The sequence below is a fragment of the Bradyrhizobium sp. DOA1 genome (assembly GCF_001593325.1).
Classification (GTDB): Bacteria; Pseudomonadota; Alphaproteobacteria; order Rhizobiales; family Xanthobacteraceae; genus Bradyrhizobium.
Genome location: NZ_JXJM01000001.1, coordinates 4,905,689 through 4,923,448, shown reverse-complemented (window position 1 = coordinate 4,923,448; position 17,760 = coordinate 4,905,689). Strand labels below are relative to the sequence as shown.

Genomic DNA, 17,760 nt, shown 5'->3' with positions numbered 1-17,760 from the left:
ATGATAATGAGATTTAAACTAATTTAAATGCAGCGCGGCTACCTGAAAGTTTTGACCTTGATTCCTTTCCTGGATTTGAAAGCGCAATACGCCAAGATCAAGCCTGAGATCGACGCAGCGGTGGAGCGGGTCATCGGAAGTGCGAACTTCGTGCTTGGCCCCGACGTGTCGGCGTTCGAGGAACGTTTCGCCGAGTATTGCCGGACCTCTCACTGCCGTGCGGTGAACAGCGGCACGTCGGCACTTCACCTTGCGCTGCTCGCGGCCGGAATAGGCGCCGGCGATGAAGTCATCACGGTTTCGATGACGTTCGTCGCGACAACGGCGGCCATTCTTTACAGCGGTGCCAAACCGGTGTTCGTCGATGTCGATCCCGATACGTGGACGATGAATCCTGCCTTGATCGAGGCAGCGATAACGCCGCGGACGAAGGCGATCATACCGGTTCACCTGCACGGATTGATGGCGGACATGGATCCGATCATGTCCATTGCCCGTCGTCATGGTCTGGTCGTCATCGAGGATGCGGCACAGGCGCATGGTGCGGAGTACAAGGGCCGCCGCGCCGGCTCGATCGGCGATCTGGGGTGCTTCAGCTTCTATCCCGGCAAGAATCTCGGCGCGTTTGGCGAGGGTGGGGCAGTCGTGACCGATCAGCCTGACCTTGTGCGTCGTGTGTCATTGCTGCGGGACTGGGGGCAGGAGGCCAAGTACAAGCACGTCGTTGCCGGATACAATTACCGCATGGACGGCATCCAGGGCGCGGTGCTGGGCGTCAAGATGAATCACATCGAGTCCTGGACGGACGCGCGCCGTTCTCTCGCGGAGCGATACGATACACTCCTGTCAGATATTCAATTGGCGTGCCCCCAGCCGCCCTGGTACAGCCGCCACGTCTATCACGTATATGCCGTCAGGTTGTCACGGCGCGACGATGCGATCAGATCGCTGCGCGATGCCGGCATCGACGTCGGGATTCACTATCCGGTTCCAGTTCATCTGCAAAAGGCATATGCGGAGCTTGGCTATCAACCAGGCGATCTTCCCGTCACGGAGTTGCTGGCGAACGAGTTTCTCTCGCTTCCCATCTATCCTGAGCTTTTGCCGGAGCAGGTTGCCGAGGTCGTCTCCACTCTCAAGAGAGTCGCGCCGCTGGAATTCGCTCGGGATCTGCACGGCGAGCGGGAACAAATTCCGGCAGGACCCATAAACAGGAGGGCGTCTTGATCGATCTCAAGGGCAAACGCATTTTGGTTACGGGCGGAGCGGGATTCATCGGCTCCCATATCGTCGACCTTCTGTGCGACGAAGGCTGCATCGAGATTGTCGCCCTCGACAACATGGTGCGAGGCCGGCCGGCGAATCTGCGGCGAGCGCTGGGGCGCGGGCCGGTACGGCTCGTCCACGGCGACATACGCGACAACAAGCTCATGGGAGCGCTGGTTAAGGCGGCCGATATCGTATTTCACCAAGCAGCGCTGCGGATCACGCACTGCGCCGCTGAGCCCCGCCTGGCCAAGGAAGTCATGGTGGATGCCACGTTCGACCTGCTCGAGCTCTGCGTCAAGCACGACGTCGAGAAGGTGATCGCGGCGTCTTCCGCATCCGTGTATGGTATGGCGGAGGAGTTCCCGACGACCGAGCGACAGAATCCCTACGACAACCGAACTCTCTATGGCGCCGCAAAGGCGTTTAACGAAGGCCTGTTCCGCACTTTCAACGACATGTACGGCCTCGACTACGTGGCGTTCCGTTACTTCAACGTCTATGGCAGCCGCATGGACATTCACGGGCGCTACACCGAGGTGCTGATCCGCTGGATGGAGCGGCTCGAAGCCGGTCTGCCGCCGGTCATCTTTGGCGATGGCCAACAAACCATGGATTTCGTGCATGTGCGCGATGTGGCCCGTGCAAACATACTGGCAGCGCGGGCCAAGGTGACCGACGAGGTGTTCAACGTAGGCAGCGGGACCGAAACGAGCCTGGTGCAGCTTGCCCAGGCCCTCGCTTCCGTCATGGGGCAGCCCAGAATGATGCCCGAATTCGCGCCGGAACGTTCGGTCAATCCGGTGCCGCGCCGGCTAGCCTCGACTGGAAAGACGGAACGTCTGCTGGGCTTCCGTACCGCCGTCTCGCTTGAACAGGGGCTTGGAGATCTGGTGAAATGGTGGCGGGCTGAACGCGAGCTCGCCGCCGGCGACCAGAGCCAGGCGGCAGCATCATGATTCCTATCGCAATGCCACTCCTTGCGGAGGAAGAAGCCGATGCGGCGCGAGCAGCCGTCCTCTCCGGATGGGTGTCACAGGGTCCGCAAGTGGCAGCTTTCGAGCGTGAATTTGCCGCTTTCGTCGGCGCGCCTTTTGCGTGTGCCGTGTCCAACTGTACGACGGCCCTGCAACTTGCGTTGGCGGCGCTGGACGTCGGACCCGGCGACGAAGTCATCACAGCAAGCCATTCTTTCATCGCAACGGCCAATTCGATCCGAAATCAGGGCGCTGTGCCCATCTTTGTAGATGTCGATCCGGAGACCTACAACATAGACCCCCGCCGGCTGGCGGATGCGATTACTCCGCGCACGCGCGCGATTATCGCAGTTCACCAAATGGGCATGCCGTGCGATTTGTCAGCCCTGACGGCCGTGGCGGATCGTCATGGCATCACTCTGATCGAGGACGCTGCCTGTGCCGCCGGCAGCGAGATCCAGATCAAGGAGAATTGGGAGCGGATCGGCAAGCCGCACGGACGGATCGCCTGCTTTTCCTTTCATCCCCGCAAGGTGATCACGACAGGCGAGGGAGGGATGCTAACCACTGCAGATGCCGAACTCGACCGCAAATTCAGGCTCCTGCGCCAGCACGGGATGAGCGTTCCCGATACGGTGAGGCATGGCTCTTCGCAGGTGATCTTCGAAGAGTACCTGGTTTCCGGATACAATTTTCGAATGACGGACATGCAGGCTGCGATCGGGCGCAAGCAGCTGGAGCGGCTTCCGCAGCTCGTCGCTCGCCGAAGGAGGCTGGCATCCTATTACACCAAGGTGCTCGGGAACATAGAGGGAATGCAATTGCCTTTCGAGCCAACGTGGGCGCGGTCAAATTGGCAGAGCTATTGTGTGCGCCTGCCGGGTCGGATCGACCAGCGTTCAGTGATGCAAAGCCTGCTCGATCAGGGCATCGCCACGAGACGCGGCATTATGTGTTCACATCGCGAGCCGCCCTACGCGCAGGCAAAGCAGCGCCACGATCTCCGTCAATCAGAACTGGCACAGGATCGTGCAATCCTGCTGCCGATCTATGCGCAGATGAGCGAGGCAGAGCAGCTTCGCGTCACAGAATGCCTCCGACTTGCGCTAGCGAACGCATCCATTTTGCGAAGCAGTCAGCGGAGCCGTACCCAATGTGACTCCCTGAGGGAGAAGGAGGAGCATGGCCAAGGTTGACGTCCTCGTACCCTGTTACAACTACGCTCGCTATCTCACCGACTGCGTCCGCAGCGTTCTCGATCAGTCAATCAAGGACGTGCGAGTTCTGGTGATCGATGACGCTTCTTCAGACGAGTCCTTGGAGGTGGCAAACGGCCTGTCCGCCGCCGACAAGCGCGTCCATGTGATCGGGCATGCGCACAACCGAGGGCATATTGCAACGTTCAATGAGGGCATCGAGTGGGCCGCCAGCGACTATTTCTTGCTGCTATCCGCAGATGACCTGCTCCTGCCGGGGGCGCTTGAGCGGGCTGTTGACGTCATGGAAAACAATCCGGACGTCGTGATGACGTACGGACAATGCTTGAGCTGGCACGATGAAAATCCGATGCCGCGCATGGTTCCCGGCCAAGAATACACCTGGAGCCGCCATGATCTCTTGAAAGAGATCTGCACGACGGCGACGAACGTCGTACCCACGCCAACCGCCATCGTGCGGACGAGAACGCAAAAGGCAATCGGTGGATACCGGCCGTCATTACCCCATGCCGGCGATATGGAGATGTGGCTTCGGTTCGCGGCGCACGGAGCGGTGGCGCGCATCGACGCCATGCAAGCAATCTACAGGAAGCATCAGGCGGCGATGTCGAATGCATATTTCGCCGAGATGCTCTCCGATTATCGACAGTGCCAACTGACGTTCGACAGTTTTTGGGAGCTGTACGGGAACCGCGCCGGTGTGTCGCTCGGGTTGCAAGCTGTAGCCCGACGGGCGTTGGCCGAACGAGTATTCAATCATGGCATTCTATTGCTTCGGCGCGGACGGCCCAAAGACGGTGTTCAGCTAATCCGAGAGGCCTTTAGCATGGAACCCCAATTGAGTCGCCGCCCCCCGCTTTGGCGTCTATTTAAAGTTCCGGGTCCTGAAGGACGCCAACGAGCGTTCTCCGCGATACGAAGCAGTGTCGCGCGTGCATTGGGTTTACACCTGAAGCAGGAAGGCGCCTCGCAACGACAAGGTATGTAACCATCGCGACAAACCGATGGAGGCCGACGCGATGAATCGAGGAACTCGCCGGTCGCCGTAAGTTTCCCGCAGGCGGCGCGTGATCGGTCGAAGTTTCGGAGACGCAGTCCGAATGCTCGTCACGCCATATGGGTCTGAGGCGCTTCGGTAGCTGCCCAGTAAATGTATTCTTGTCGCGCGTAGGCAATTGAGAGTTGGAAGCGACGATGGCCGGATCACTCCTATTCCTGAGTCACGATGCCTCTCAGACCGGAGCGCCGATGCTGCTGCTCAATTTCTTGAAATGGCTTCGTCGAAACCGAGACGGGCATGTGCGGGTTCTGATCGGAAGGCCGGGTGAACTCACCGACGATTTTGCAGCCGTTGGGACGGTCGATTCGTTCGAACCCAGCGCATCCATATGGTACAAGGGCATACGCCGGCTGAATCTTCATGGCAGGTATCGGTCCAACCATCTAAGACGCCTCAGAGAGACATATGTCAAAGACAAACCTGAGTTGATTTATGTTAACTCGGTCGCAAGCGCAAACATGCTTGAGTTTCTTTCGTTCCTTGATTGTCCGGTGATATGCCATGTGCATGAGCTCGCTGGGGCGATAGACGCGTTGGGCACCGAGAATATGGCTCGTCTCGAAGTGCGCAAACCTCTCTACATTGCTGTTTCGCAGGCGGTGAAAGATAGTCTGGTATTTGATCAGCGAATTTCACCCAACAGAATCGAGGTTGTCCATGGATTTGTGCCGAAGTCCCGCGGCACAACCGAGCCCGAGACGGCACAACAGGTAGTGCGCAGACGACTAGGTATACCGGAGGAAGCTAAACTGATCTGCGCATGCGGCTCCATTGGCTTTCGCAAAGGGACGGACATTTTTCTAGAAGTCGCCGCCAGAGTTGTTCAGCAATACCGGGAGGGACCGGTTCATTTTATGTGGATTGGAGGCACGTCCGATAAAGTCGATGCGATGCGGCGGCAAGTTGCAAAGTCTTCGCTTCGAGGTGTCGTTCACTTCACAGGCGCTACCTCAGATACGGAAGCGTACTTCAAGGCCGCTGACGTATTTGTCCTTACATCAAGAGAAGACCCATTCCCCTTGGTCGTGATGGAGGCGGCTCAGCAAGGATCGCCTGTAGTTTGCTTTGGCGCTGCAGGGGGCGCTCGAGAGTTCGTAGAGACCGACGCGGGCTTCGTAGTTCCGGAGCTTAGCGTTGAGAACATGTCGGACAGGATAATTCAATTGCTGTCATCGGCAGGGCTTCGCTATCAGATGGGGCTCGCTGGCAAGAGAAAAGTCCTTGTCCGCCATGCAATAGATGTTGGCGCTGCCCGAGTGGCAACACTTATCCAAGACAAAGTAAGCGGTTGCACCTAGCAGTGGCAGGTGAATGCAGGACTACCAGTCTGGGCTTCTGCAATTCGTACGTCCCGGTATCGAAGGCTGCGTTCCAGGCGGCGTCAGACTCTTCGGAAAAGCACTGATAGCGCTTCGGAGGCCCGGCAGTTCAGCTTATGGATGCGTGCGGCATGGCGTGGCTTTCGCGCGGTCAGCATCTTGCACGATCCGGCCGGTCACCATGTTCACGTTGTTTGCGAACATAGACTTTGAGTAGCGGTCATTCGGCCCATACACCGGATAGCTCAGGCCGCTGACGCGGCTCGGGTCGAAATAGTTGTCGTGCACATTGAATGTGCCGGTCAGGGCGGCAGGCTGGGTATTTGGTCCGGATCCGGAGATGAAATAGTTCATAGCCCCGGTAAACGTGTTGCAGGCGATCTCGGCCGAATTCGTGTTGTCGGCAAAGAAACCCTGGGTAATTCCCCCGTTCTGGACGGTGGTGTTATGAAGGATGTGGATTGCATTTATGTTGGGGCCGTAAACCTGGAGATAATCGCCATGGGTGGCCGGGCCACCCATGCCGGCCTGCTCCATGAGATTGTTTCGGATTATAATGTCGCCGCCACTCTTGCCATGGCGACCGATGAGGTCCGAGTTGGAGTTCTTCAGCCACGAATATTGGACCGTGAGGCCGGGACCCTCCATTTCGATAAGAAATTGGGCGCGACCGCCGCCGCTCAGGCCATCTATGGTGCAATTGCTGACGAGCAAACTGGACGATGTCTGGGAGCCGGTAATCACACTCGTTTGCGGACCTCCTGGATTCAGCCCATTGAACTTCGAGTTGATCAGGCTGGTGTTCGCTGCCGTCGTCACGACCGCCCAGCCGCTAAAATCATAACCATCGAGTGTAACGTCATCTCCCTTGACGGTGATTGTCTTGACATCGTTATCGAGGCGCACTCCTGGCATTGAAATGGTCGCAGGATCCTTGAGAACGGCATTCGCTGGATAACCGACGCAATAGTCAACACCCGCCACCATCCAGTTGGGACGAATCCTATATCGTTCCAATAGATTCGGATGCTGCATCGTACAGCGAGATCCGGCTGTCTGGTCCACCCCGTCGGACGCACGAGCAATGCCGGCTACATCGCGAGTATGCTCGATAGACCTTTGCTGGATCTGAGTGGGAATTGACGGCAAGACCAGCACTGCTCCGAAAAATGCCGCGGGGTGAAGGAGAGTCACGGTCGAACCCCATCTATTCCCCGCAATGGATGACTTGCTATTCGAGAAACTCCCGGAACTGTTTGGGCAAAGACCTCTCTATTGTCGCCTTGCCAATGAGCAAAAGCTGGGCTCAAATTTCCTTTGAAGTATTCTTCCCGAAGTGAAGCGCGGATTCCGATGCAGATACCCCAGAGTATCCAAATGTTGTTCCAATAGTGAACCGTGAAACCCACAAACATGAACAAGGCAAGCGCCAGAGTAAATCCCGTGCGCAAGTTGCTCATGCACGGGTCAGTGAAGCGCCAGGTCCCGCTGGAAGGTCCGGAACGGTAGAAGGAGGCGATATTAGCCAGGAACAAAAGCGCAGTTGCTGGAACGCCGAAGCGGAGGGACATGGTTAGCCAAACGGCGTCGGCTGAGGCGTTTGCGAAGAAATCCTCCGGGGCATAGCTTGCAAAGCCGTATCCGACGTATGGGGAGAGGCCAATGTAGTGCAGAGCATTATCCCATGTAGCGACTCGAAAGTATCCGGTGGCGGGATCGAGCGTCAGGTGTGCAACAAGCCAGGAGACAGGTTTGTTGGCTGTCGCAAACACGATAACAAGGAAGGCGATCATGATTGTGAGTATGACCTGCCAACGCCATGGATACGCGGACATGAAGCGATCGTAACAATAGACGGCTATGGCGATGGAAAAGGCCATCAGCGGAGCGGTCGACATCGCGAGCAAGCATCCAATCAAGCATATCCCGCCATACATAATCCGGCCGGACGAGGTGCGCTCTGAGTACAAGAGGATTGCACCCGCAACGGCGCAGAACGTGCCATACAGAATCGCATGAGGGAATGTTGCATAGGCTCGCATCAATCCGTATCGATACTCGTGACCCGAGTTCGGCATGCCCAACAGCAACTCGGGAATGTTGTAGCCCGTGAGGTGTTCAAGAGCCGCCATCAACACGATTGAAATGGTGACAGCTTTCAGGACGCGGACAAACGTCTCTAATTGCAAGCGCTCGAAGAAATATGCGCGCGCCAATACATAGCCGCCGGCAAACTCGAGTACCACGGCAGCTGTGTTGGACCATGATTCGTCCGTCTGCGCTACCGCCGCGAGCATCCAGGTCGCTGCCGCGAAGATGCAGATATCAGGCGCGCCTATCCTTCGATTTCGAAACAGCTGAAACAACGCCGGTAGCAACAGCAAACAGATTGCGATCCGGGCCGGAATGAATTTTGCTCCTCCGACGTAGACCGTGATGGAGGAGGGTAGGGCGACTCCGATCAAGAGGAGATAAGCCACCAGTGCATTCGAGGCCGGCAGCGGTTGAGCCGCGCCGGCGCGGCCTAAAGACCTGCCCCTAATAGGTTGCGTTAACAATTTTGACCTCGCCAGCAAGCATGCGTCACCTGAATTCAATTGACAAACGAATATATACTATTAAATTGGCCACGCAATTAAATGTACAAGTTCTGCGATGGTTTAATTCTAGCTTTTTATAAATCGTATCGCGGCGCAATTAGAGGTTCGAAGGAACGGCAGAATGACGTCCGTGCAGGTCTTCTGTGTGGCTAATGATCGAATGATCCTAGGCCGCAATCTGCAGCGATCGAAGGAGATATCGGACGGCCGCATTCCGCTGGCAATTATCTGGGGAGCGAAGGCCGCATCCGTTGCCTACCACGATGCAATGGCTCGTGCTCAGGCCGACATTGTCGTGTTCAGCCATCAAGACGTCTATTTTCCGGAGGGCTGGTTCGAACGCTTGCGGATCGTCTGTCAGAAAATGAGCTTGACTGACCCTTCTTGGGGCGTCCTCGGTCTTACGGGCGTTACATCCCAGGGGACCTATGTTGGACATCTGTGGGATTCCGGAATTGGCGCCGTATGCGGTGGCCCATTTCGCGAACCACGTGAGGTGGCGAGTCTTGATGAAGCCGTCTTGATTGTGCGTCGGGCTTCGGGTGCGCTATTTGACCCCGCGCTGCCGTCCTTCCATCTCTACGGAACGGATATCGTGCTTGAAGCGCGAGAAGCTGGGATGAAATCCTATGTGATCGATCTGCCGGTCATTCATAACAGCAAGCCGACAGTGTGCCTCGATCAAACCTACGTTGCAGCCTACCGCTATATGGTGCGGAAGTGGCAGGTGCTACTCCCCTGGCCGACGGTGATCGTTCAGTTGACCAGAAACCCTTTACCGCTCCTGCTCCGTCGCATGCGCTTGAGATACAAAGGCACCTTGCGAGCATCGACGTTGCATTCAGCGTTCGAATACCCAGAGATGAAAGCCAGAGAACTCGGCTTCGTGTTGGCAAGCGAGGACGCCGCTTGAGTGATGTTCTGGATGGCGCCATTCGGGCGCAGGACAACAAATCGATCCGTCGTCCGACTTCGATGACCGTTGTTGTCTGCATCGAGTCTGGGATGCTCGAGCCGCTTACGCTGAGGATGGTGGACAGCCTGAGACGTTTTGGCGGCCGCTTTGCAAACCTGGACGTGTTCGCGGTAACGCCACGTTTGACGCCGCCGCTCGCGCGCGAAACGCATCGCCGAATGGAAGAGCTTGGGATCAAGCACCTGCGGGTGTTTCCGAAGAATCCTTACGCCTGGCATCATTACATGAACAAGGCTGAAGCGATTGTGGCTGTCGAGGAGAGAGTAACGACAGAGGCAATCGCATGGGTCGACAGCGACATCCTCTTCTTGCAGGAGCCCAATGGTCTCGAACTCCCGCCTGGTGTGGACTTCCTCGCCAGTGCACCGGATGCGGGAGTGATCGGGTCGAGGGGGATAACAGACCCGAACGATCCGTTCTGGGGACGGTCCGCTGCGCTTATCGGCAAAGTGTCGGACGATCTTCCATGGCTTCAAACAGGCGATGGACACAAGATCAGATTCTACTGGAATGCCGGCCTCTACGTGTATCGGCGCAACACGCGGTTCGGAAAGAATTTCCTTTCCGATTTCAAGAGATTTCTCGATAACCACGTGGCCAGGACACACTCTCAAGTGCATTTCATGGATCAAGTGGTGCTGGGTTTGACCGTGCTCCGGCTTGGGCTGGTTTGGCAGGCGCTTCCGGATACAAGCAACTTCCCAGTTTGCAGCTTTCTCCCGGGAAATTATGACGGGGCAAAGATAATGGACGCAAGCGTGCTCCACTTCCACGATTCAATGGAGCCGGAGCTCTGGATGAAGCTCATCAACACGCTCGCCCCCGGACATCCGCGAATTCGTGAATGGCTTGAACCGCAGGGCCCAGTGGCCTTGCCCCCCTCCATTTCAGCGTCCCTCGCGCGCGAATGTCTCCGATTGGTCCGAGGCGCAAGGAGACGGGTGTACTATGGGCGGTCCGGGTTCACAAAAGCGTGGAGTCGGTCGCGATGACTGGCCCGCTGAATTCACTGAGATTGTTGTCGCGTCGCCGGGGCCGTACCTGTCATCACAAGTTTTCTTGCCATTAGGATCACCATGAGCGGCTACTTCCATCACGAGCGACACGAGATAGGCCCGCTTCTGCCAAAGAACGCAAGCAACATCCTCGAGATTGGGGCGGCGTCCGGCCAAACGCTCCGATGGATTAAAACGATCTACCCCAACGCTCAGACGACTGGCGTCGAGATAAATCATGCGGTGGCTGGGGAGCTCAGTCGAAACGTGGATGTAGCGATCATTGGGGGCATCGATGAATGCCTGCCTCGACTTGAGAGATACGATCTCATATTGATGCTCGATGTGCTCGAGCATCTCGTCGATTCGGCAAGTGTTCTCCAGAGCGTCCGAGCGCTGCTTCAGCCTGGAGGACATGTCGTGGTTTCCGTTCCGAACCTCGCTCACCTCAGTGTTGCAGTTCCCCTCCTGTTCAGGCGCCAGTTTGACTATCAGGACGCGGGAATCCTGGATCGCACTCACGTCCGGTTCTTTGTCGAAAGTACCGCCGTTGGTCTGATGAACGCCGCGAGCCTGAACGTCTCGAAAGGATTGATTTCTGGAATGCAGGGTTACAGGGCAAGAGCCCTTAACTGTTTTTCGTTGGGCCTTTTGCGACACCATCTTGCGAAGCAATACATCATGCTCGGAGAGCCGATTGAGGGCGACGTTCAGCAGCAGCCGGTCAAGTGGATCAACGCCGACTGAGGTGATCACGTACCAGCTTATCGAGCGCTTGCTTCCTCTTCCGAAGAACAATGGTTGGGCACTATGAACTTGAAGGCGGTGGCGCGCTATCTTTACGCCAATGTTCCTGGCGCAGCGGCAGCGAGATTCGCCGTCAAGGACTTTTCCGCGTCTTATTTCTTGAAGCGGGAATTTCTCGGGATCAAGCTGCTTCCGATTGGACGCGGCTTGATTGTGGACGTTGGTGCGAACCGGGGCCAAAGTATTGCAGCCTTCAAGAAGCTCTCGCCGGGCTCTCATATAGTGGCCGTTGAGCCTGAGCCACAATCAGCGCAGCGGCTCGCATTGCGACATCGTCGAGACGATTCCGTGCGCGTCCTTGAATGTGCGCTTGGCGGCAGTTCCGGCGCAATTGAGTTGTTTCTTCCGAAATACGGCCGATGGGAATGCGACGGGATGGCCGCCACTTCGTACAATGAGGCGACGGAGTGGTTAAAGAATCCAGGCAGGATGTACCGTTTTGACGAAAGGAAGCTGACCGTTCGCATGCATCGAGTAACCTGCAAGAGTCTCGATTCCCTTGCGCTGGCGCCAGCATTAATCAAGCTGCATGCCCAGGGAGCGGAACTGGACATCTTGAAGGGCGGACAAGACACGCTAAAGCGTCAGAAGCCCGCACTAATGTGTGCATTTGCGTCGGAGCCGCTTACTGAATTTTTGGTCGAGCTCGGTTATCGCCCTTATGTCTACAACGAGGGGCACTTTCAGGCGGGAATTGCACCGCGGTCGGTTACTTTCACGTGGTACTTGACAGAAGAGCAAATGGAGGCGGCATCCTAACGAGTAAGGCGCAGGGGGCTGGTGTGTTAGTCATTCACTGATCCACCACTCCAGGTACCTTTATGTGCCATCCGCGTGATTGAATCGCAGAGGTGATCTTGAGCTTTTCGACCGGTGTTTTGATGCCATTGCCACTTACGGGGAAGGGGGTGAGCTACACGTGCAGCTCGCTCGCGATGGGTATGGTTGATCAAAGTTTTAGCGTCACCATCGTAACTCCGCGCAGCCGGCGGCGGCTGCCCTCAGTCGAGGTTATCGAGACTCTGCCCCTATGGAAGCGATACGTGCCGTTCTCGTGGGTAAAGGGCGGTGTAGCTCGAGGCATGGAGGCCACATTTCTATCATGCATCGACAAAACTCGTTCGCAGAACTTGGCTGCCTATCTTTGGCCAAGCGCAAGCACGGAGCTTCTCAGGGAATTGAAAAGGCGCGACATCACCGTCTTTCGTGAGCAATTCAACTGCCATACCAAGACCGCCAAAGTGATTCTCGATCGGGAGTACGCCAAGCTTGGCGCAGCACCTATGCATGGAATAACTGAGGCGTCAGTTGAACGCGAAACCGAGATCCTGAAAGAGATAGACTATATATTCTGCCCCAATGAACGTGTGGAAGCGTCCTTGCTGGACAGCGGCGTGCCCAAGGAAAAATGCCTGACGGCGGCATATGGCTGGGATCCGGTCCGCCTCTCCGGGGAGCAAAAAATCCCTTCTCCGAATCGCGGAATAACGGCGATATTTGTCGGAATCATTTGCGTGCGAAAAGGGGCGCACTTGATCCTCGACTATTGGGCGCGAAGCGGGGTGAAGGGCCGGCTGGTGCTGGCTGGAAAGATGGAGCCGGTGGTCAAGGAAAAATGCGCCAGTCTTCTCGCAAGGGATGACGTGACGGTGCTTGAATATGTCGAGGATATTGGATCGCTCTATAGATCGTCAGACATATTCGTTTTCCCAACCATGGAAGAGGGCGGTCCGCAAGTAACCTACGAAGCCTGCGGGTGTGGCCTGCCGGTTGTCACCACCTCAATGGGTGCAGGACGTATCGTGCGTGACCAACGTGAAGGCTTTGTGCTCGATCCGCATGATGCGTCAGGCTGGATAGCAGCCATTCGTGCCCTGGCAGAGGATGCTGGTCTTCGAGAGCGAATGTCAGCTGCCGCCGTTGAACATGCGCGGCATTTTACATGGGATCTGGTCGCGAGTCAGCGCCGGGAGCTAATGAAGAGTCGGATCGGCCATGAGCTCTGATCGCGCAAAGCTTGCCGTGCTGATCGTCGGGTATCGCAATCCCGACGACATTCAGCGCTGCTTGAGGTCACTCGCATCGTCCGACTGGCAGGATTTTGAAGTCTATATCTGCGAGAACGGAGGAAAGAAGGCGTTCGAAACGCTGGTCGCTGCGCTTGTCGGCCGGGAGCGGGTGGTGCCGTGCACTCAGGACGAAGATGATGTTATCGACGCGCCCGGCGGACGATTTGACTCTATCTTCAAATGTCGATTCCAGGACCGGCCAATCTCGGTTCGGGTAGGACTTGCGAGAGACAATCTTGGCTATGGCGGAGGGATAAACGCCTGGCTCGAGCGCCTACTCGGCAGCCGCGGCTGGGAAGCCGTGCTCGTTCTCAATCCGGATACTGATGTCCAAGAGAGCTGCCTGACGGAATTCATGGTCAAGGCAAGTCAGGGTTTCGGAATGATTGGTGGCACCCTGGTGTTCGATCATGCCCCCGACAAGATCATTAATTACGGGCTTCATTGGTCGCCCGTCACAGGCCGTGTTCTTGCAGTCGGCAGGAATTCGATGGCGGGCAGTTCTCCGACACCTGAGGTACTTTCGCGGATTGATTCGATTAGTGGCGCTTGCGTGCTGGTGACGCGTGCGTTTGTTGAGGACGTCGGATTGATGGCCGAAGAGTATTTTCTGTATATGGAAGATGTGGACTGGGGTCGTCGCCGCGGTAAGCACAGAATAGGCTTCGCGGAACGGGCGATCATACGCCACGTTGGCGGCACTGCTATTGGTTCTGCGATTGACCCGAAAAAGCAATCATTTCTTTCGGTCTATCTGTCGGCGCGTAACAGCATCCTCTTCGCGCGTCGGTGGGCCAAACGCCGGTGGCTGCTTCACTTTGGCTGGGGTTTGCTGCACGCCGTCAGGTACGTCGTTATCGGCGCGCCTTTGGCGGCGAAAGTCACCCTCGTCGGCCTGATGGACGGCGCCCAGGGGAAGTCCGGGAAACCCGACGCTTCCGTGCGATTGCCTCAGCCCGGCTAGGCGCTACGCATGTTCAGCTTCAATCGCAGAGGCGGCGCATGCTCATCTTGCGCGAGCGGCGAGGTTGGCGAGCGCGTCAAATGGGAGGCGCGGCATAAGGTGATGCAATTCGGATGTCCCGCAGAAGACGCCCGTGTTTGAGTCCGGGCGGCCTGGGTCGTGGCGACCCGCCCCTCAATCGATCACCACGAACTCGTTCGCCAGGAAAGCCAGGTTCGCCCGGATATTGTGGCGTGGGCTTGGCGTAATGCCTTCGATCGGGAGCACCGATTTACCTTCCCGCATCGAGTTTGGTTATATGCTTATTTAAAAGTATTATTTCGCAATAGAGCGCTATTTTGATTGCGTAATCAATTGTGCTCCCTTGGCGTCAATTCATCGCTGGCAAATCGGCTACCGGTCTTCTCTGTGCCTGGTTATAGTGCGATGTTGTCTGTGGATCTGCGATTCGTGCCGGTGCGTTTGTGCAAGGTGCGTGTTTAATAATTTAATGCACGTGAGTGTGGCGGTCTGAGCCAAGACATGACCCCAGCACAGCCTCGATCTAGTCCAAAAAAAGTCCGCGGTGCTCGGCCAAGAGTCGCCGCGGCCGAGATAATCGGCTTCTAAGGATAGCGTGTCGCTCGGGGGACCTCGCGGTTGAGCGCGCGCCTATCGTTCCTAATAAATCAGGAGAACAGGGTAGATGGCAATTAACGACGGCTCCGCAAATGCTCCAGTTGGAACGCCGCAGCTTCCGAACTTGCTCGATTCCTACGGTGCGAACCGGCCCGGATGGAATGTCGCCGGGGTGGACTATTATGTTGGTACGCCGCAGGGGCTAACGCTCAAGAACCCGGCGACGATCTCGATCGCCGGCGTTTCGGTCAACGCGACGCAAAAGAGCATCACGATCACGGGGAATAACGTTACGCTCGACGGCTATGATTTCGGCGGCTGGGCGGTCGTGACGACGGCGGCGAACACCAGCCTGATCAACTCGAAGTTCAACGGGCTGAATCCAGGGGGTCCGCAAACCAGTGTCATTTCCGGCTCTCAGACATCCTCCAATCTGCTTGTCAGCAATTGTACTATAGATGGCCTGAGCGGCGGCGGTCGTGCCGAGTTTCTCATCGAAATGGAAGGTCCCGGCCTCACGGTCCAATATTCGTGGCTGAAGAATTCCAACTCGGACCTCATCGGCCGCCACGGCAAGACTGGTGGCGACATCACAATTCAGAATAACGTACTGGAACAGGCCGGCATGGGTGGTCCGTCCACCCATGGTGACTTTCTCCAGGTTTATGGGCCGAACATAGACGCGACCCACATCCTCTATAATACCACCGTCCAGAACGGAGGGATTACCCAGGGGTTCTTTGCCGACAACACGGGTTCGGCCGAGATCGCCGGCAACACGTTTACCGGGCAGATGAACTATTTCATTTCCGGATCGGGACCGAATACCCAGCCTGGCGCTCTGACCGGCACATTCAATGTGCATGACAACTATTTCGACCCGAGTGGCGTCAACGGCCTGAGCTATCCGGTGTATGGGCCGAATGACAGCTACTCCAAGTCTATATTCGCAAACAACGTGAATATGCTCACGGGGCGGGTCGAGCAGGATGCCAATGCGCCTGCGCCCACGCCGCCGGCCCCGACGGTCCCAAGCTCGCCTGCTCCGACCGGACCATCCTCTCCGGTCATCAAGTCGTTCTCTACTGATAGCGGAGCCGCTGGTGACCAGATCACCAACGACAGTACCATCGAGCTCAGGGGTTCCGCTGCTGCCGGCAGCACGGTCAAGTTCTACGATGGTACGACCCAAATCGGTTCGACGACTGCGGATTCGAGCGGCAATTGGGCCTACATCACGAAGGTCCTGACGGACGCCAAGCACATGCTCACCGCAACGGCGACCAATTCGTCGGGGCAGACCAGCGCGGCATCGTCGGCACTGGCAGTCACCGTTGATACTAAGGCGCCGACCGCGCCGACGATTGCCAGCAACAAGGTGAATACCGCCAATCAGGTGGTGATGTCGGGCAACGCCGAAGCGGGTAGCGTCGTGAAGGTGTTCGACGGCACGACCCAGATCGGGACCGCGACTGCGAACACGAGCGGTGTGTGGGCTTATACGTCCGCTGCGCTTGCGGTCGGTGCGCACAGCCTCACGGCGAAGGCAACGGACGCGGCAGGCAACACCAGTGTGGCGTCCTCCGTGGTCACGGCCAGCGTCACCTCGACGTCCCCCACGGCGCCGACATCGCCCACTACGCCGACCTCGCCTACTACACCGACGTCTCCCACTGCTGGCACGGTGATCGAGTCGGCCGGTGCGACACGTCTCGTTGAGAGTGCTGACAAGTACTACCTCAACAGCAGCACCGGGACAGGTCCCACGCTGAAGAAGGGCGGTTTGGCCTACATCGATGGGTCAGATGGCACCTGGGATCCCGTTGCTGCAGAGAAGACGGCGTCCGGCTATCAGGTCGTCTGGAAGGAAGCGAGCACCGGTAAGTACACGGCCTGGAACACAGATGATAACGGGAACTACGTTTCCCACGTCAGCAGCCTGACCGGGTCTTCATCAGGCGGCTTCGTGTCGAACTCTGGTCTCAAATCGCTCGAGACGAGCTTCCATCAGGATCTGAACGGTGACGGACAGATCGGTACTTCCAGCACGGGCACACCGACGGCGCCCACCGCTCCGACGTCACCCACTGCTCCGACGTCACCCACTGCTGGTACGGTGGTCGAGTCGGCCGGCGCGACACGTCTTGTTGAGAGTGGTGACAAATTCTACCTCAACAGCAGCACCGGGACCGGTCCCACGCTGAAGCATGGCGGTGCCGCCTTCATCGATGGGTCGGATGGCACTTGGGCTCCGATTGCGGCCGAAAAGACGGCGACCGGCTATCAGGTCGTCTGGAAGGAGGCGAGCACCGGAAAGTACACGGCGTGGAATACCGACAGCGATGGTAACTACGTTTCCCACGTGAGCAGCCTGACGGGCTCGAGTTCCGGAGGCTTCGTGTCGACCTCCGGCCTCAAATCGCTCGAGCCGAGCTTCCATCAGGATCTCAACGGCGATGGGCAGGTCGGTACGTCGAGCGTAGTTACGTCGTCCACGAGCACCACTCAGCTCGCTGCGACTTCGAGCTCGACGAGCAGCAACGTACAGACGAGCACGTCAGGCAATGACGCCTTCGTTGGCACCACCAAGGCCGACACGTTCTCGTTTGCCGCGAATTTCGGCAATGATGTCATCAAGGACTTCACTGCCAGCGGACCTGCTCACGACACGATCCAGTTCAGCAAGAGCGTGTTCGACAGTTTTGCGAGTGTTCTCTCCCACGCGACCCAGTCGGGTCAGGACGTCGTCATCGCGACGGGGGGCGACACGCTCACGCTGAAGAACATGAAGGTCGGTTCGTTGACCAGCCAGGACTTCCACTTCGCGTAAAGTGTGGGCATCCACACCAAGTAGTACTCAACAACTGCCTTGGGGATCTCTTGGGGGATCTT

General features: G+C 57.3%; 14 protein-coding genes. 12 read left to right on the top strand and 2 right to left on the bottom strand.

What is annotated here, in order from left to right:
• Window positions 1–57: 57 nt before the first annotated feature.
• The 5 genes from SE91_RS23040 to SE91_RS23020 all read left to right on the top strand — a co-directional run bounded on the left by SE91_RS23040 (window position 58) and on the right by SE91_RS23020 (window position 5,818).
• Entirely contained in the window at window positions 58–1,227 is a 1,170-nt protein-coding gene (locus SE91_RS23040) for a DegT/DnrJ/EryC1/StrS family aminotransferase (RefSeq protein WP_061851262.1), read from the top strand.
• Entirely contained in the window at window positions 1,224–2,225 is a 1,002-nt protein-coding gene (locus SE91_RS23035; protein WP_061849233.1) for an NAD-dependent epimerase/dehydratase family protein, read from the top strand. Before SE91_RS23040 ends, SE91_RS23035 begins: the two co-directional genes overlap by 4 nt.
• Entirely contained in the window at window positions 2,222–3,439 is a 1,218-nt protein-coding gene (locus SE91_RS23030; protein WP_061849232.1) for a DegT/DnrJ/EryC1/StrS family aminotransferase, read from the top strand. The genes SE91_RS23035 and SE91_RS23030 overlap by 4 nt, the downstream gene beginning before the upstream one ends.
• On the top strand, window positions 3,426–4,448 hold the full coding sequence (locus tag SE91_RS23025) for a glycosyltransferase family 2 protein (RefSeq protein ID WP_061849231.1): 1,023 nt from the start codon (window positions 3,426–3,428) through the stop codon (window positions 4,446–4,448). The genes SE91_RS23030 and SE91_RS23025 overlap by 14 nt, the downstream gene beginning before the upstream one ends.
• Window positions 4,449–4,708: 260 nt before the next feature.
• Complete coding sequence (locus SE91_RS23020) at window positions 4,709–5,818, top strand: glycosyltransferase family 4 protein (RefSeq protein ID WP_197489505.1); 1,110 nt, start codon at window positions 4,709–4,711, stop codon at window positions 5,816–5,818.
• Window positions 5,819–5,953: 135 nt separating this feature from the next.
• Here SE91_RS23020 and SE91_RS23015 read toward each other — a convergent pair whose 3' ends face one another.
• A complete protein-coding gene (locus SE91_RS23015; protein WP_156489738.1) occupies window positions 5,954–6,874 on the bottom strand; it encodes a hypothetical protein in 921 nt (306 codons plus the stop codon).
• A 155-nt stretch (window positions 6,875–7,029) separates the two neighbouring features.
• Window positions 7,030–8,319 (bottom strand): O-antigen ligase family protein, encoded by a 1,290-nt coding sequence (locus SE91_RS23010; RefSeq protein ID WP_061849228.1) that lies wholly within the window; start codon window positions 8,317–8,319, stop codon window positions 7,030–7,032.
• Between the two features lie 241 nt (window positions 8,320–8,560).
• On the opposite strand from SE91_RS23010, the gene SE91_RS23005 reads away from it, so the two are divergent.
• The 7 genes from SE91_RS23005 (at window position 8,561) to SE91_RS22975 (ending at window position 17,698) form a co-directional block, all read left to right on the top strand.
• Window positions 8,561–9,352 (top strand): glycosyltransferase family protein, encoded by a 792-nt coding sequence (locus SE91_RS23005; protein WP_061849227.1) that lies wholly within the window; start codon window positions 8,561–8,563, stop codon window positions 9,350–9,352.
• Complete coding sequence (locus SE91_RS23000; RefSeq protein ID WP_156489737.1) at window positions 9,349–10,407, top strand: GT-B fold glycosyltransferase domain-containing protein; 1,059 nt, start codon at window positions 9,349–9,351, stop codon at window positions 10,405–10,407. The genes SE91_RS23005 and SE91_RS23000 overlap by 4 nt, the downstream gene beginning before the upstream one ends.
• 84 nt (window positions 10,408–10,491) lie before the next feature.
• Window positions 10,492–11,157 carry a class I SAM-dependent methyltransferase gene (locus SE91_RS22995; RefSeq protein WP_061849225.1) on the top strand — a complete coding sequence of 222 codons (666 nt, stop codon included), beginning with the start codon at window positions 10,492–10,494 and terminating at the stop codon, window positions 11,155–11,157.
• Window positions 11,158–11,220: 63 nt separating this feature from the next.
• Window positions 11,221–11,976 carry an FkbM family methyltransferase gene (locus SE91_RS22990; RefSeq protein WP_061849224.1) on the top strand — a complete coding sequence of 252 codons (756 nt, stop codon included), beginning with the start codon at window positions 11,221–11,223 and terminating at the stop codon, window positions 11,974–11,976.
• A gap of 98 nt (window positions 11,977–12,074) precedes the next feature.
• Entirely contained in the window at window positions 12,075–13,223 is a 1,149-nt protein-coding gene (locus tag SE91_RS22985; RefSeq protein ID WP_156489736.1) for a glycosyltransferase family 4 protein, read from the top strand.
• Window positions 13,213–14,250, top strand: coding sequence for a glycosyltransferase family 2 protein (locus SE91_RS22980; protein ID WP_061849222.1), 1,038 nt, complete (start codon window positions 13,213–13,215; stop codon window positions 14,248–14,250). Before SE91_RS22985 ends, SE91_RS22980 begins: the two co-directional genes overlap by 11 nt.
• 685 nt (window positions 14,251–14,935) lie before the next feature.
• Window positions 14,936–17,698, top strand: a complete 2,763-nt coding sequence (locus SE91_RS22975) for an Ig-like domain-containing protein (RefSeq protein WP_245318497.1) — start codon at window positions 14,936–14,938, stop codon at window positions 17,696–17,698.
• The last annotated feature ends 62 nt before the right edge of the window (window positions 17,699–17,760 follow it).